The 15,014-nt window shown below is 65.0% G+C and carries 11 protein-coding genes and 1 riboswitch; of the genes, 6 read left to right on the forward strand and 5 right to left on the reverse strand.

Going from position 1 to position 15,014, the window contains the following annotated elements; genetic code table 11:
- Positions 1 to 38: 38 nt before the first annotated feature.
- From pseI to SALPAC2_RS0101340, 3 genes are read right to left on the reverse strand one after another with little or no spacing between them, the layout of a single operon-like run.
- Positions 39 to 1,091: a pseudaminic acid synthase gene (gene pseI, locus SALPAC2_RS0101330; RefSeq protein WP_018214832.1), complete on the reverse strand. Its 1,053-nt coding sequence runs from the start codon at positions 1,089 to 1,091 to the stop codon at positions 39 to 41.
- Positions 1,088 to 1,591: a GNAT family N-acetyltransferase gene (locus SALPAC2_RS0101335; RefSeq protein WP_018214833.1), complete on the reverse strand. Its 504-nt coding sequence runs from the start codon at positions 1,589 to 1,591 to the stop codon at positions 1,088 to 1,090. The genes pseI and SALPAC2_RS0101335 overlap by 4 nt, the downstream gene beginning before the upstream one ends.
- Positions 1,588 to 2,688, reverse strand: a complete 1,101-nt coding sequence (locus SALPAC2_RS0101340; RefSeq protein WP_026184285.1) for a glycosyltransferase family 2 protein — start codon at positions 2,686 to 2,688, stop codon at positions 1,588 to 1,590. The genes SALPAC2_RS0101335 and SALPAC2_RS0101340 overlap by 4 nt, the downstream gene beginning before the upstream one ends.
- 1,752 nt (positions 2,689 to 4,440) lie before the next feature.
- Positions 4,441 to 4,575, forward strand: a riboswitch (cyclic di-AMP (ydaO/yuaA leader).
- Positions 4,576 to 4,798: 223 nt separating this feature from the next.
- Between SALPAC2_RS0101340 and SALPAC2_RS0101345 the strand changes: the two genes are divergently transcribed.
- From SALPAC2_RS0101345 to SALPAC2_RS0101355, 3 genes are all read left to right on the forward strand, one after another.
- Positions 4,799 to 5,641, forward strand: coding sequence for a C39 family peptidase (locus SALPAC2_RS0101345; RefSeq protein ID WP_026184286.1), 843 nt, complete (start codon positions 4,799 to 4,801; stop codon positions 5,639 to 5,641).
- Positions 5,642 to 6,322: 681 nt separating this feature from the next.
- Positions 6,323 to 7,951 carry a stealth family protein gene (locus SALPAC2_RS0101350; RefSeq protein ID WP_018214836.1) on the forward strand — a complete coding sequence of 543 codons (1,629 nt, stop codon included), beginning with the start codon at positions 6,323 to 6,325 and terminating at the stop codon, positions 7,949 to 7,951.
- 18 nt (positions 7,952 to 7,969) lie between these two features.
- A complete protein-coding gene (locus SALPAC2_RS0101355; protein WP_018214837.1) occupies positions 7,970 to 10,201 on the forward strand; it encodes a bifunctional glycosyltransferase/CDP-glycerol:glycerophosphate glycerophosphotransferase in 2,232 nt (743 codons plus the stop codon).
- A gap of 104 nt (positions 10,202 to 10,305) precedes the next feature.
- Here SALPAC2_RS0101355 and SALPAC2_RS0101360 read toward each other — a convergent pair whose 3' ends face one another.
- A complete protein-coding gene (locus SALPAC2_RS0101360) occupies positions 10,306 to 11,109 on the reverse strand; it encodes an ABC transporter ATP-binding protein (protein ID WP_018214838.1) in 804 nt (267 codons plus the stop codon).
- Positions 11,096 to 12,001: an ABC transporter permease gene (locus SALPAC2_RS0101365; protein WP_018214839.1), complete on the reverse strand. Its 906-nt coding sequence runs from the start codon at positions 11,999 to 12,001 to the stop codon at positions 11,096 to 11,098. The genes SALPAC2_RS0101360 and SALPAC2_RS0101365 overlap by 14 nt, the downstream gene beginning before the upstream one ends.
- Positions 12,002 to 12,186: 185 nt before the next feature.
- Between SALPAC2_RS0101365 and SALPAC2_RS0101370 the strand changes: the two genes are divergently transcribed.
- From SALPAC2_RS0101370 to SALPAC2_RS0101380, 3 genes are all read left to right on the forward strand, one after another.
- Complete coding sequence (locus SALPAC2_RS0101370) at positions 12,187 to 12,819, forward strand: TetR/AcrR family transcriptional regulator (protein ID WP_018214840.1); 633 nt, start codon at positions 12,187 to 12,189, stop codon at positions 12,817 to 12,819.
- 106 nt (positions 12,820 to 12,925) lie between these two features.
- Positions 12,926 to 13,582 (forward strand): response regulator transcription factor, encoded by a 657-nt coding sequence (locus tag SALPAC2_RS0101375; protein ID WP_018214841.1) that lies wholly within the window; start codon positions 12,926 to 12,928, stop codon positions 13,580 to 13,582.
- Positions 13,583 to 13,588: 6 nt separating this feature from the next.
- Positions 13,589 to 15,013: a sensor histidine kinase gene (locus SALPAC2_RS0101380; protein ID WP_018214842.1), complete on the forward strand. Its 1,425-nt coding sequence runs from the start codon at positions 13,589 to 13,591 to the stop codon at positions 15,011 to 15,013.
- Position 15,014 lies beyond the last annotated feature (1 nt).

Genomic DNA, 15,014 nt, shown 5'->3' on the forward strand with positions numbered 1-15,014 from the left:
CCGAGGTGATCATCACCTCGGGCCCCGTTCGTTTCCAGTTAGATCTGTTCCCAGCCCAGCGGAGTGCCGCGTCGCACGTCCTGAGTGAAGGTGCGTCCGAGTACCCGGTCCAACTCGTCCGGGTGCAGGCCGCCAGCCGGCCGGATGGATCGAATGTTCGCGCGGGTCACCGGCTCCCCGGCCCGCACATCGGCGACCACATGCAAAGAACGACGGAAGCGCAGGCCTTCACGTTCGGTGGGGGTGGGACCGACCACAGTGCTGCCCATCGCCGCCCAAGCTCGCTCGGTCTCCACACGCAGCGCGGCCAGCTCGGCCGGTTCCAGCGAGAAGTCCGAGTCCACGCCCCCGTCGGCCCGGGCCAGCGTGACATGCTTCTCGACCAGACACGCACCCAACGCCACCGAGGCCACGGGTACCCCAATCCCGGGCGTGTGATCGGAGAGGCCGACCGGCAAGCCGAAGGCGTCGGCCAGCACCGGTATGCGGCGCAGGTTACTGTCCTGCGGCGGCGCCGGGTAGGAGGCGGTACAGGCGAGGAGTACCACGCCGTCGGCGCCACCCTCGCGGGCCGCCCGGACCGCGGCGTCGATCTCCGCCATCGTGGCCATCCCCGTGGAGATGACCAGTGGTTTGCCGGTGCTCGCGACCAGCCGGATCAAGGGCAGGTCGACCAGTTCCGATGAGGCGATCTTGTACGCCGGGGCGTTCAGTTCCTCCAGCAGCTCCACCGCGGTGTGGTCGAACGGCGAGGAGAAGACAGTCAGTCCGTGCTGGCGGGCCCGCTCGAAGAGCGGCCCATGCCATTCGTACGGCGTGTGCGCCCGCTGGAAGAGCTGGTAGAGATTTTCGCCACCCCACAGGTCATGCCCGTCGGAGATGCGAAAGGCCGGGCTGTCGTGGTCGATCGTGAGGGTGTCCGGCGTGTACGTCTGCAGCTTGAGTGCGTGGGCGCCGCTCGCCGCCACAGCGTCTACGATCTCCAGCGCCCGGTCCAGGCTGCCGTTGTGGTTACCGGAAACCTCGGCGACCACGAGTGGCGGCTCGCCCGGGCCTACCAGGTGCGGCCCGATCTTTACTGTACTGCTCATGTTCTCCTGCTCAATTCGGTCCACACTACCTGGTGTGGTTTGCCGTCAATTTCCCGTTCGTAGCGCCGGATAATTTGGAACCCGAAGCGGCGGTGTAGCGCAAGTACTGGTCGGTTGTCGGCCAGGGTCTCCCCACCGAGCGTGTGGGCCGCGAGCGACTCGAAGGCGTGTTCGATCGCGGCCCGCTGCAGCCCGATCCAGGCGGGTAGGAGCAGGCCACGTTCTTCAAGCCCCTCGATGTCCAGGTAAAACCCCCAGGTCAGGGCCTTCTCCGGGGATGCGACGCCGGTGAAGGCCACTACCCCGGCCGGATGCCCTTCGTGTAGGTAGATGAGCACCCGGCGGTCGGAATCCTCCCGCACCGCCGACCACCAGGCGAGGTGTTCCTCAGGACTGATCTCGTGCTGGGTCAAGCTCGTGCCGCGTACCTGGGGGTGGTTGCGCCAGCGCCGCATCCGGTCGAGGTCACCGGTGTCGGCCGGACGCACGGTCGCGGTCATCGCCGTGCCGCCATCATCTGCGGCTGCCGCTCGGCGGACTCCGCGACCGGCCCGGTGGCCGGGACCCTTGCGGGTGCCGGAGGTCGCCGAGTGGCGAGCCGGTGAACATGGCGCAGCGCTTTGTACGCCAGGTAGCTGTTCGAGGCGATGAGGCGATGCTTCAGGCCACCTATTCCACCAGGGCGGGGATAGCCGTCGGTCGGCCGGTAGCGTTGATAGTGCGCGGACACCCGGTGGAAGAAGGAGCGGCGTAGCTTCGCCGGCATCCGATGGTTGTTGCCCACGACCACAAGCAGGTGGCTGATCATCCTTTCGAACAGGTCGGCGTGCAGCTTGGTCTCCTGGGGTCGGGCGCTGAGCAACCAGTCAAAGAGCCGATCGTACTGGTCGAACGCGTCAAAGTGCCGTTCGCTGGGGGTGGTGGTGATCGCACCGGGGCGCCCCTGACGGTAGTGGTAGCAGATTCGGTCGAGCACCGCGATCCGCTCCGCAGCGATAAGTAGCGGGTGGCTGAACGGGATGTCCTCGTACCAACCGGGGTAGAAGCGTATGCCTAGTTCGGTCAGGAAGGTGCGACTGACCACCTTGTTCCAGGCGGTGTGTTGCACCCGGAGCAGCTCGGGGCGCTCGTCCAGCCGGACGCAGCCATTCACCCCGCGTAGTAGATGGCTGCTGGCGTCCATCTCCTCTCGGCCATCGTGATGCACCCGGAGATGGTCGAACAGCAGGACATCCGGCCGATCTGCGCGTAGCCGCCCCAACACCGCCGGCACTGAGCCTGTCGGCAGCCAGTCGTCGCTGTCTACGAACCAGACGTGCCGGCCTGTCACCGCATCCAGCCCGGCGTTCCGGGCTAGGCCGAGCCCCACGTTTCGGGAAAGCGTGATGGTGCGTACCGCCGGCCGCTGGGCGGTGTATGCATGCAGTAACTCGCCGCACCGGTCCGGTGAGGCATCGTTGACCGCGACTACTTCCATGTCGGCGGCATCGGCTTCGTTGAGACCATCGAAGAGTGAGTCGAGGCACTGATATAGCTGCGCCTCTACACCATACACAGGTACGGCCACGCTCAGTAGTGGTTGGGGGTTGGTGACCACCCGGACATGGTAGAGGGTGCGGAAGGGGCGCTAGGGAACCAGGAGGTGAACTGATCGGAACCGTTCGCTCTGGGAAGCGTGGGACGCGGTCCAGGCGCCCTCTACCGTCACGGCGATGACTGCGGACAGTGTTGGGAGCGACCCTGTACCGGGGTCCGAGGGCTTTCAGGCAGGCACTCTCCCAGGGCACTGCGTCTCGGATAGGCGGTGGTGTTGGGGTCGTGTGGGCGGCGGTTGGCTTGCAGGTGGAACAGGCGTTGTTGGCCTCGCTGTCGGTGTGGTGGTAGCCGATTGAGGCGTTGCGCAGGGTGGCCAGGACGGTGGGTCCGGTGCCGGTGCCGGTGTCGGTGCCGGTGCGGGCCGGGTGGAGCCGGGGACGAAGCCCAGCCAGATCGAGCTTCAGGGAACGCGACGTCCCGGAGCTAAGCATCGTGAGGCGCTGTTGGTTCACGTGGAGGCGAGGTACTTTCGTTGCCTACTCTTTCGCAGTAGGACGGTAGAGCTGATGGCAGCCTGACTTGTGCTTTCGGCAGCTGCCGTTACTCTTTGCGAGCTACTTTCCGAGGTGCGGCTACGGCGTTGTTAAAGGATCTGTGGGTCACCGGTAGTGGTTCGGGTGTGGTGTCGCGGAGAGAAAGGCGCGATTCTGCGGCGGGAGGGTGAAAGCAGGTCGATTCGGAGAAGCTGCGCCGGCAGAACGAGAAGCGGCAGACGGATCTGACCAAGACCCGCATGGCTCTGGATCATGGGGAAATCGCACGCGCTCTTGGAAGAACTCTATGAGAGCGCGGACAACGACAAACCGCCGAAGAAGTCCGGACCGCCGTGTTCGACGAGCTACGCGACGCCGATATCTCGGTGCAGCGGGCGTGCGGGTTGACCGGGACCTCGCGGGCGACCTACTACCGGCGGGCGAAGCCGGTCGGTCCACGGCACGGGCCATGGCGGCCACCGAACCGCCGAAGCAGGCGCTCAGGACACAGGCCGCTACCACTGCCGGATGTCCACCCGCATCGCCCGGACGGCCGGGCAGGGCCGGGAACGACGCCGCTGGCGGCACATCCACCCAGGGTCCGGCCGGAACTGGTCGCGACCGGACCCGGTCAGGTGTGCCCTGGCCAACAGATAGCCGCCGCGACAGACGGCCCCCACCAAACCCGGAACCGATCCTCATAAGTCAAAAATGGTCAAACACGGGCTATGCCGAGTCGGAGTCAGGCGAGGCAGCTGCGTCGCTGTTACTGTCCGGTCGGTTGGTGGCCGTCCCACGGCGACCTGACGCTTTTCACCCGGTGTAGACGCGGGTGGCCAGCTACCGCTGCCGAAGTGCGATAGTCCCGACACCACCATCGGTGACGACTCCGCTGGCGAAGCCAACGAGCCGGCTAACGACCGGATTCGCCGTCGCCCCAAGATCCGGCACTCAGCTACCCGGTCTAGGTTGCATGACGAGGAATTAGGCAGGACGTGCGTGGCCGATTCTATGAGGCTGGTCATAGTTAATCCGAATCGGTCAAGCGCCTCATACTGGCCGATTTCCCCGGTAGGCCGGTAGTAAATGTCCGCAAGCCGTCCTGTTCCTGGCCGGGCGTACCGTGACCACCCGCCGTCCCATTGATTCAGGGCAGGGGGCGCTGTCCGAAAATTCCTGCCATGATCGATGTTTAGGCAGGCCAGGGTGGGTTGGCAGTGTCCTGGCTGGCCAGTAGTGTCGGCGCGTCCGGTGCGGTCAACGATCGCAAAAGGCGACGCCGTGCCGACCCGCTCAATTGCCGAAAGGTGAACCGAGGACCCGTTTTACCTGGGGTGAATCAGTGGCTTTGCGGTAGGGCACACTTCCCGTCCGAAAACCGTCAGCTAACCCGGTCAGCGGTGTCGGAAGGAGGTCGTTTCGTGCAGCGTTATTCCGCCCAGCGGGCGCTCCGCCGCCTTCACGGCACTGCGGTGTCCGTGCCCGTCCGGCCTGCCGCCGGGCGCTGACCTATCCCGCGTACCCCGGCACTGGCCGGGGCGTATTCCCCTCGTGGCCACCGGCGCGCGGATCCCGGTTCCGTGCGGCCCACCTCTGCTGCCCGCCCAACGGCGCGGTGCGCCACAGCCCCGACAGCCTGTGGAGGATCCCGTGAAACATCGCCTTAAACGACAGTTTGCCCGTCTGACCACGGAGCGCCCGTACCAGCTGGCCGCCGCGTCGGCTGCCGCGCTCGTACTGGCCACCGGCGCCGGCGCCCTCGCCGCTGGTGGCGACGAAGACTCCGGCTCGCCGGGGCCGGTCCCCGCCGCTTCCGCGGCCGGCAGCGACGTCGCCGACGCGACTCCCGAGGCGGTCGGGCTCGCGACCCCGACCAAGGCCGAGTCGTCGAGCACCGAGCCGTTGAGTGCTGAGTCGTCGAGTACGCCTGCGGCGGACCCCGACCTGACCGAGCCGGCAGCACCGGAGCCAGCTGCCTCCAAGATGCTGGAGTACGACTACCAGGCACAGATCAACTTCTACTACTGCGGCCCAGCCGCCGTCCGGAACGCCCTCAGCGCTACCGGCGTTGAGCGGACGCAGGATGAACTCGCTGGCCCGCTCGGCACCGACCAGTTCGGCACCGACTCGGCCGAGGACACCACGCGGGTGCTCAATGCCGAGGTGGAGGGGGAGCCCTACCAGACCCGGATGATCTCGGGCGGCTCGGCCACCTCGGCGCAGATGGACCAGCTTCAGGCCGACGTGGTCAAGGCCATCACCGAGGACCGGAGCGTGGTGGTGAATATCGCCGGCTCCGCCACCGACACCGCCGGCGGATGGCACTCCTTCCCGGGCGGTCACTATGTCGCCGTGGTCGGATACGACGACGATGGTCGTCTGGTGCAGATCGCCGACTCGGCGAACCCGGCGACCAGCTCGTACTGGATGACCACGATCGCCCTGGCGGACTGGGCCGCGACGCGCGGCTACTCCGCCTGACCGGCCTTGCCTGGCGGGCACCGAATCCCCTCCAGTTTCGGTGTCCACCGCCGTGCCGTGTCGACGGTCCGAGGGCAGTCCACCACGACCTGCAGCAGGTCGTCGCGGGAGCGCTTGGGCCGAGAGCGCGGTACCCGGCTTGATTGACCACCCGGGGTCGGTGACCGGTCCCTAAAAATTGGTGAAATAGCTATAAAACGGTCATAATGCTGCGTCGCAGCCGCCGCTGGACGACGTGACAGGAGGTGTGCTCGGAAAGAGCGCGGAGGGGCTATTGGGTAGCTGCGGTGCCATAGCGCGACGATTTATCGGGTTTATGGCGCCCTGCTACCCGCGACGTCTTACCGCCGCCGCGCTTGACGACCTTTGGTTAGTGCGACGAGGACCGGACTCCCTATCGCCGGGCCCCAAGTCATGACTGCCCCAGCCTCGGACGGGCGCGACAAGCTTTGGCGGTGTTCTGGTGGAGCCTGTAGGCTTCCGCACTGCTGCCGGTATTCGGTGACCGTTCGAGAAGCCTGGAGGCCAGTTGGCAGCCCCGATCCTCTCGAACGGGGCCAGGGTTGGAAGGATCTGTGCGTGTATCTATGGCGAGCGGTGCGGATGGCGGTTCCTCGCCAGCTCCGGCGACGAGCGATCCGCATCTTTCCGCCTACACGTCGACTCTGGTTAGTCCGACGTGTGGTACGGCTGCCGCAAGCGCGCGTGCTGCACGCGCGTCCCGGGACCGATCTGGTGCGGGTGCGAACCGGCACGGGCCGTCCGCAGACGGTCGCCCGCGTTGACGTCGCGGCCTCGCCGCTGGATGTCCGTCACGCCAACATCAACCGTGTAGCGGCCGCATTGGAAGGCGCCGGCGTGCCCTACTTCCGGGTGCCGCAGCAGCAGGTGGGGCGTACCGTGCTCGGCGTCCCCGAGCCTTGGCGGGGTCGGGTTGAAACGCTAGTGCATGGCCAGTTGGCCGGCGATGGTGCGCAGGTGGCGACCGTCGGGACCGACGCAGGGTCAGCTAAGGGCCAACCGGCGCGGGTGGTCCGGGTCTGCTGGCCCGTCACCGACCCTCGAGGCAGCCTGGTCCTAGGGGATCAGTACGCATGTGAGATCGAGTTTTGGCAAGAGCAGGAAGGTCAGCTCGTCGCACCCCGTTCGAACCCGTCAGTCGGCGTGCTACCGGCTGACGCGCCAATAGTCGAGGCCACCGACGCTACCTTCGATGGGCGCTGGGGCAATGGGTCAACGAGCCACTACCGTACGCGTCGCCCCTTTCTTGTCAAGTCGATGGACACGGTGGACTTTCCGATCGATGTCGTCTACACCTGGGTCAACGGCGCTGACCCCGATTGGCTGGCGCGTAAGAATCGAGCGCTGGCTGAGAACGGATGGGTCAGCGTTAATCGGCAGGCGGCGAACGGGTCACGGTATGTCTCCCGGGACGAGCTGCGCTACTCCATGCGCTCGTTGCATTACTACGCGCCCTGGGTGCGGACCGTCTTCCTGGTAACCGACGAACAAGTACCCGAGTGGCTGAACGTCGACAACCCAAAGCTCAGGCTGGTCAGTCATCGCGAGATTTTTGGAGATACCGGCCGGCTGCCGACCTTCAATTCACATGCAATCGAATCGCGGTTGCATCGCATTCCTGGGCTGGCTGAGCACTTCCTCTATCTCAATGACGACGTCTTCTTCGGTCGTCCCGTGACGCCGCAGACGTTCTTCACTCCGGGGGGCAGCAGCCGACTCTTCCTGTCGGTGAATCGGGTTGACTCCGGTTTGCCCCTTGCTGATGAGCCCCCGGTCATGTCCGCTGGGAAGAACAACCGGGCAGTGATCGAACGGGAGTTTGGTCGTTTTCTAACGCAGAAGACAAAACACACGCCGCACGCGGCGCGTCGAAGCGTCCTGGAGGAGATTGAGCGGCGATGCCCGGAGGAGGTTCTGGGTACTGCCGGGCGTCAGTTCCGCCATCCGGCGGACATCTCGATGATGTCGTCCCTACAGCATTACTGGGCATACCTAACCAACCGGGCAGTGCTAGGGGACATCAACTACATGTATACGGATCTTGCTGATCCGGCTACTCCCGTTCGGCTGGCACACGCGTTGCGGCACCGAAGCCACGAGGTCTTTTGCCTAAACGACACCGATGCTGAAGGGCTTCCGGTAAGCGAACAGGCGGCGTTGCTGCAGGAGTTCCTGCCAGCCTACTATCCGTTTCGGTCGCCGTACGAGACCTCTTCGGCGGCTGCCGGTTCGGGGGCCTTGCCACATGAATCAGGCGCAACCGAGTTGCTGACCCCGACACCGCAGTGACCCATTTGGAGGAGTTCGTTGTACAAGGCATCGATCATCTTGGCATGCTACAACGTCGAAAGCTACATCGACGATGCCTTTCAGTCTATCGTTGCCCAGTCGGCATTTGACCAGTTCGAGGTTATTCCGGTCAACGACGGTTCGAGCGACGGTACCCAGCGAATTATCGACGAATACCAGCGTCGCTATCCGAACAACTTCTTCCCGATCTCCTTTGACGAAGGATCGGGTGGGCCCGGCCGGCCGCGGAATGCAGGAATAGATAACGCGCGTGGCGAGTACATCATCTTCATGGATCCGGATGATCGGATCCATGAAGACGGTTACAGTACCCTGCTGAAGGCGATGGAGAAGCATCAGAGTGACGTGGTCGTCGGGGCCCGCTATGGTGTGCCGGAGAAGCAGGGGCCGGAGCGTAAGATCTGGACCGACTACATCGCCCCGGAATACTTCAACCAGGACAGTTACGCGGTAAAGCTTGATCTACTTTCTCGACGTCCCGGCATCCTGAAGTCTATCTACCGCACCGCATTGATCCGGGAGCATGGCCTCCGATTTCTGGAGGATATTGTCAGTAGTGAGGACGAGATCTTCGATAAGAAGTATCTCCTCTTGGCCAGCCGTATATCCAGAATCAATGACGTTATCTATCTGTATACGCTGGGTCGGACCGGCAGCATCACAAGTCGTATCAAGCTCAACTTGTACCGTGATTTGCCAAAGATTTTCAGCGGACTGGACGACGCGCTCGGGGTCTACTTTTCCCAACCTATCATCAGCTATCGCCTCGCCGCTCTGCTTCGAACGTTCTACTTTCCGAAGCTGCTACTCTTGGATCCGGAGTTGACCGACGATGCCCTGGACCTCATACGTGCTGCATGCGATGGGTACGGCTTCGACCGGCTGCTGCAGACCGAGAATTCAGTCGACCGTCGAATAGTCGAGCTTCTGCGCGATCGCGCATACAGTCAGCTGATGCTCTATTTTATGAACCAGCGCAGCAGCAGTATTTCGGGGACTGTGCGTAGGCAAAACCGGCGACTCCGGAAGCTCGAAATGCGTCCGGTGAAGCTTGCCCGCAAGGTTTACAGGTACGCCGTCTTCGCCAAGCGAGCTGCTGACGACCGTTCACCCCGCAAGTTCCTGCGGGCGAATCTCCGTAACAGCCTCCACGGTGAGCCCAACGGCTACTGGCTGTTTATGGACCGCCGGGACAAGGCGGCCGACAATGCCGAGGCGCTATATCGGTATGTCCGCGAGAACCGTCTTCATGATCGGATTGCTTTCATTATCCGTGCTGACTGCCCGGACTATGAGAGACTTCGCCGGAACGGATTCAATCTGGTGCGCTACGGCTCCATTGCGCACTGGCGTCTACTGTTTAATTGCGAGCACTTCTTTGCCTCGCACGTAGACGATGTGATTATCAAGCCGTGGAAGGATTACGGAACACGGGTCGGTGCGCCTAGCTATAAGTTGACCTTCCTGCAACACGGAATTATCCGGTCTGACCTGTCCTCCTGGCTGGGGACCAAAGAGTATCATGTCTTCTGTAGTTCGACGCAGGTCGAGTACGATGCGTTGCTGAACAATATCAGGTATCGACTCTCGCCGGACACGTTGAAGTTGACCGGCCTGGCCCGGCATGATCTGCTGGAGCGCCGCTCTGGCGACTATGTACTGGTGAGTCCAACTTGGCGATCTTTTCTGCAAGAGGCATCGAAGTCCGAATTCGAAGCATCGGAATTCTGCAAGTCGTGGAACGCCTTACTCCACGATGATCGGGTGCAGGCAGCTCTGCGGGCCGCCGGGGTTCGGATCAAATTCGCGCTGCACTCGAGTCTTGCTCAATTCCGGGATTGCTTCCCGGGCTCCGACCTAGTCGAGGTGCTCGATTACGGTAAGGTGGAGAGCTTCGCTGACCTGATTTCGGGTGCCCAGATGGTGGTAACCGACTATTCCTCGCTTGCGTTTGACGCCCTCTACCTACGGCGGCCCGTGGTCTACTACACGTTCCCGGAACTCCAGACCCACGGCACCAACGTCGGAAGCGACCTCGCGCTCTATGAGCGCTTGGGAGTCCGGTCATCAGACCACGATGCCGCCGTCGACGCTATCGCCGCCAGCGCGGGTCAGGGCTTCCTGCCGGATGAGGAAAAGATTCGCGAGATCGACTCCTTCTTCGCCTACTCCGACGGCCAGAACTGTAAGCGAATTATCGACGCGAGTACTCAGGGTGAGCAGCGTTAATAGGCTTTGCCTGTCCTCGGTGTCCGAATCCGGATGTTGAACACCGTGGCGGAAAGGCGTCATCAACCGATTGGTCGATGACGCACTTCCGCCACGGTGGGTGGCTATCTTCCTTCGTACGCCCGGCAAACCTCATCGGTCGGGCCGTCCATCTTCAGAACGCCGCCCTCAAGCCAGATGGTCCGCTCGCAGGTGTCTTTAATCGAGCCGAGCGAATGGCTAACCAGGAAGACTGTGCCCGCATTTGCGCGTAGCTCGCGGACGCGTTGTTCGCTGCGGATACGGAACTTTCGGTCTCCGGTGGCCAGCGCCTCGTCGATGAGCAGCACGTCGTGCTCCTTCGCGGCGGCAATGGCGAAGCGCAGCCTTGCCCCCATCCCAGAGGAGTAGGTGCGCATCGGCAGGGATGCGAAGTCCCCCCGCTCGTTGATACCGGAGAATTCGATGATCTCTGGAGTGATGCGCTTGACCTGATCCGGAGACATTCCCATCGCCAGACAGCCCAGCGCTACGTTTCGCTCGCCAGAGAGGTCGTTGAGCAGGGCCGCGTTCACGCCGAGCAGTGAGGGCTGCCCCAGCGTGTAGACCGCACCCCGGGCCGGCGGGAGTAGTCCGGCGATGGTCCGCAGTAGGCTCGACTTGCCGGATCCGTTGCTACCGATCAGACCGATGGCCTCGCCCTGGTAGGCAGTAAAACTGACTCCCTTGATCGCGTGTACCTCGCGAATGTTCGGAGTGCTGGTGCGAGACACGATGCGTTTGAGGGCGGCGGTGGCGCCGGTGTTGGCCGCGGCGCCCTTGTGAATTCGATAGATCACATGGACGTCATCCGCGATGACGGTTGGAACGCGCTGCGAGTCCACCGTGCTGGGGTCGGTTGGGGCCTGGGTCTGCTCAGCCACGTCCATACTCCTTCTCTCCGCGCCAGAAGTAGACGAATCCGCCGATGCCGACGACGAGTGTCCAGGCCAGGGCCGTCCCCCAGAGCTGCATGGGTGTGGCGACCAGGTTCTCTCGGTTCGAATCCAGTAGGGCGTACCGGGCCAGTTCGATGTAGATCAGCGCCGGGTTGGCCTCCATCAGGGTCGCGGCCCAGTCTGGTAGGTGATCGCGGAGCAGCGATACCGGGTAGAGCACGCCGGAGGCGTAGAGCCAGGTACGGAGCACGAACGGCATGATTTGCTTGAGGTCGGCGACCTTGGAGCCGAATCGTGCCATCACCATGGTGAGGCCGATGTTGAAGATTGTCTGCAGGAACAGAATCGGGGCGAGCAGTAGCCAACGGAGGGTGATCGGCTCGCCGGTGAACAGCACGATGGCGGCCAGGACCACCATCGACATGAGTAGCTGCTGGAGCTGCACCAGGGTGACCGTGATGGGTAGGGCGGCTCGCGGGAAGTGCAGGGCCCGGATCAGCCCGAGATTGGCGTTGATCGCACTGGTGCCGTTCGCCACCGCGGTTTGGGTGAAGATGAAGACGAACACACCGGTACAGAGGTAGGCGATGAAGTTATCTATACTGCCGCGTCCCTGGGACAGGATCACGCCGAAAATCAGGTAGTAGACCGCCGCGTTGGTGATCGGGGTCAGTACCTGCCACAGTTGGCCGAGCCGGGTGTTGCTAAGCGACGAGGTTATCTTCGCTCGGGAATACGCGGTGATGAAGTGCCGGTATGCCCAAACCTGGCGGGTGTACTCGCGCAGGGGCGGTCTGTCGTTCGCGACCTTCAGCCCGTGCCGCTGCGCGAGTTCGGCGGGGGTCAGCCTGGGGTGGAGGTTGGCCACCGCGGTGTTGGCCATGGTCGAGTGCTCCGATCTTCTGTGCCATTGGGGAGCAGGTGGTGCGCATCACAGCGACAGGCGGGCGTTGTTGCGGCTCGCGACCGGGCGGTCCTCGGCCCCTGGGAGGCGCCGTGCTGCTGCCTGGAAGTTAGTGTACGACGCGTCGCGACGCAACCGTACCGTCGTTACGGTACCTTGTTGACGTGGTGGTCGAGAAGAAGCGCTCCCCGGTCGGTGCCGCGGTGCTGCGTGATGACATCACCGTGGCCATCCGTGGTGCGGTCGTGGCGGAGCTCGCCGAGGTGGGATATGGGCGACTTTCAATTGAAGCGGTAGCCCGGCGGGCTGGCGTGAGCAAGGCCGCTATCTATCGCCGTTGGCGTTCGAAGCTCGACTTGGTGCTGGATCTGGTCTCGGCAACGGCTGGCCGTAATCTGCCGCTGCTCGACACCGGCAGCCTCCTGGGCGACCTGGAGATTCTGCTCCATGTGATGGCTCGTGCGCTGCAGCACCAGATGGCCCTGCAGATCATCCCGGACCTGCTCGCCGAGGCGGCGCGTACCCCACAGATCGCCGAGAAGCTCCATCAGACGCTTGAGGACTACCAGCGGACGATAGGTCTCGCGGTGATCGGTCGGGCCGTCGAGCGCGGCGAGCTGACGGCCGCCACCGACCAGCGTCTCGCGGTGGACCTGATCGTTGGGCCGATCTACTGGCGGCTGGTGATTGCCCGGACCCCGTTGGGAACCGCGGAGGTGCGCCGGGTCGCGGAGATGATCGTGGCCGCGCTGCAGGTGGCAGGTGCGGGGCCCGACGTGCCCGAGGCGGAGGTATGAGGTTGGTGCGCCAGTGTGGGCGCGTCGACCAAGGCGGGGCTCTCCCCTGAACCGTCGCCATCTGCGACCATTCGTGGTCAACGGAGGCGAGAGTTGGGGGCACTAGGTGCGGATCCTGCTTGTCGAGGACGACCACCGGGTGGCCGCCGCGCTCACCGCGGCCCTGACCCGGCGCGGTTACCAGGTGGAGCATGCGGCGACGGTTGCCGCCGCGCTCCGCGCAGCTCCGTGCGACCTGGCCCTGCTGGATCTCACCCTGCCCGATGGAGACGGCACCGACCTGTGTCGGGAGCTGCGGCGGCGCAGCAACCAACTCGGGATCATCGCGGTGACCGCGCGGGGGGAGGAGCGCGACCGGGTGCTGGGGCTGCGCATCGGTGCGGACGACTACGTGGTCAAGCCGTTCTCGATGGTGGAGTTGCAGGCCCGGATCGAGGCGGTGCTGCGCCGCGCCGCGCAGGCCGCGCCGGAGCGCAACCTGATCGAGGTCGGTCCGGTCCAGATCGATGTGGCGGCCCGGACGGTCCGCATCCACACCCAGGAGGTGGCGCTGACCCGTAAGGAGTTCGACGTGCTCCTCTCCCTGGCCCGCCAGCCCGGGTCCGCCGTGCCCCGCGATCGGATTCTGCTCGACGCCTGGGGCACCACCTTCGCCGACCGGCACACCGTTGAGGTGCACGTCGGCTCGCTCCGCGGCAAGCTGGGCGATCCCGGCCTGGTGGAGACCGTACGCGGGATCGGCTACCGGCTGCGGAGCGGGTGAGGCGCGGTGCGTCGCCGCCTGGTGATCAGCTATCTGCTGCTGATGGTGCTGGTCCTTGTTGCCCTGGAGACCCCGCTCGCGGCCACGCTGGCCAGTCGGGAGACCGAGCGGGTCCGCGCCGACCGGCTCGCCGACGCCACCCGCTTTGCGTCGTTGGCCGACGCGGCGCTGCGCGGCGGCAGCACCGGCCCGATCGGCAGTGAGTTGGACCGCTACGACGAGCTGTACGGCATCGGCGCCGCGGTCGTCGACCGAGACCGGCGGACGGTGGTCGCGTCGCCGAGCTGGCAGCCCGCCTCGGGCACCTGGGGGGAGCTCGACACGGCCCTCTCCGGTCAGCAGGCCAGCGGGCCCGACTCGGTGCTGCCGTGGGTGGACGCGCCGATCGTCGTCGCGGTGCCGATCAACGACGGCGGCGAGGTCCTCGGCGCGGTGGTCACCACCACCCCCACCGATCGGATCCGGGAGGCCGTCGCCACCTGGTGGCTGCTGCTCGCCGGTGCCGGCCTGCTCGCGGTGCTGGCCTGCGTCTCGACCGCGTTCGCCCTGGCTGGATGGGTGCTGCGACCGGTCACCGAGCTGGACGCGGTGACCCACGAGATCGCCGAGGGCGACCGGAACGCCCGCGTGCAGCATCGGCAGGGCCCACCCGAATTGCGCCGCCTGGCGGCGAGCTTCAACGACATGGCCGACGCCGTCTCCGACGTGATGGATCGGCAGCGGGCGTTCGTGGCGCATGCCAGCCACCAACTCCGCAATCCGTTGACGGCGCTGCGGCTGCGGGTCGAGGAGCTGGGACCCAGCCTGGGTGACCCGCAGGGCGCGGCCGAGCACCAGCTTGCCCTGGCCGAGACCGACCGGCTGGCGCTGGTGCTGGATGCGCTGCTCACCCTGGCTCGGGCGGAGCGGACGGAGAACCTGCGCGTGACCGTTGACGCGGCAGCAGTCGCCGCGAGCCGGGTGGCGGCGTGGGAGCCGCTCGCACGCCGCCGGGCGATCACCCTGCGGCTGGACACCGATGCTGCTCCGGCGTACGCGAGAACCGTGCCGACCGCCGTTGACCAGGCGCTTGATGCGTTGATCGACAACGCGGTGAAGTTCAGCGTCGCGGGGGGTGAGGTGACGGTGGCGGTTCGGGGTCGGGAGGACGGGACGACCCTGCAGGTACGCGACACCGGCCCGGGTATGACGGCCAGCCAGCTCGACCAGGCGACCGAACGGTTCTGGCGGGCGCCGGAGGCGCAGAACATCGACGGTGCCGGGCTGGGTCTGGCCATCGTCGCCGTCCTGGTGGACGCCTCCGCGGGGCGGCTCAGTATGCGTCCGAACCAGCCCCATGGCCTGGTCGCTGCCCTCTGGTTTCCCGCGTCGCTGCCCATCCCCGCCGATGAGGGGGAGCAGGAAGCGTCCCGCCCTGCTGCTCGGTGTTGAC

It is taken from the genome of Salinispora vitiensis, from assembly GCF_000378825.1.
Lineage (GTDB): Bacteria > Actinomycetota > Actinomycetes > Mycobacteriales > Micromonosporaceae > Micromonospora > Micromonospora vitiensis.

What these genes read in the sequence shown, in the direction of transcription:
- SALPAC2_RS0101335 (WP_018214833.1), bottom strand. Translation starts at nt 1,591, where the DNA reads ATGACCGCGACCGTGCGTCCGGCCGACACCGGTGACCTCGACCGGATG.
- SALPAC2_RS0101360 (WP_018214838.1), bottom strand. Translation starts at nt 11,109, where the DNA reads ATGGACGTGGCTGAGCAGACCCAGGCCCCAACCGACCCCAGCACGGTG.
- SALPAC2_RS0101365 (WP_018214839.1), bottom strand. Translation starts at nt 12,001, where the DNA reads ATGGCCAACACCGCGGTGGCCAACCTCCACCCCAGGCTGACCCCCGCC.
- pseI (WP_018214832.1), bottom strand. Translation starts at nt 1,091, where the DNA reads ATGAGCAGTACAGTAAAGATCGGGCCGCACCTGGTAGGCCCGGGCGAG.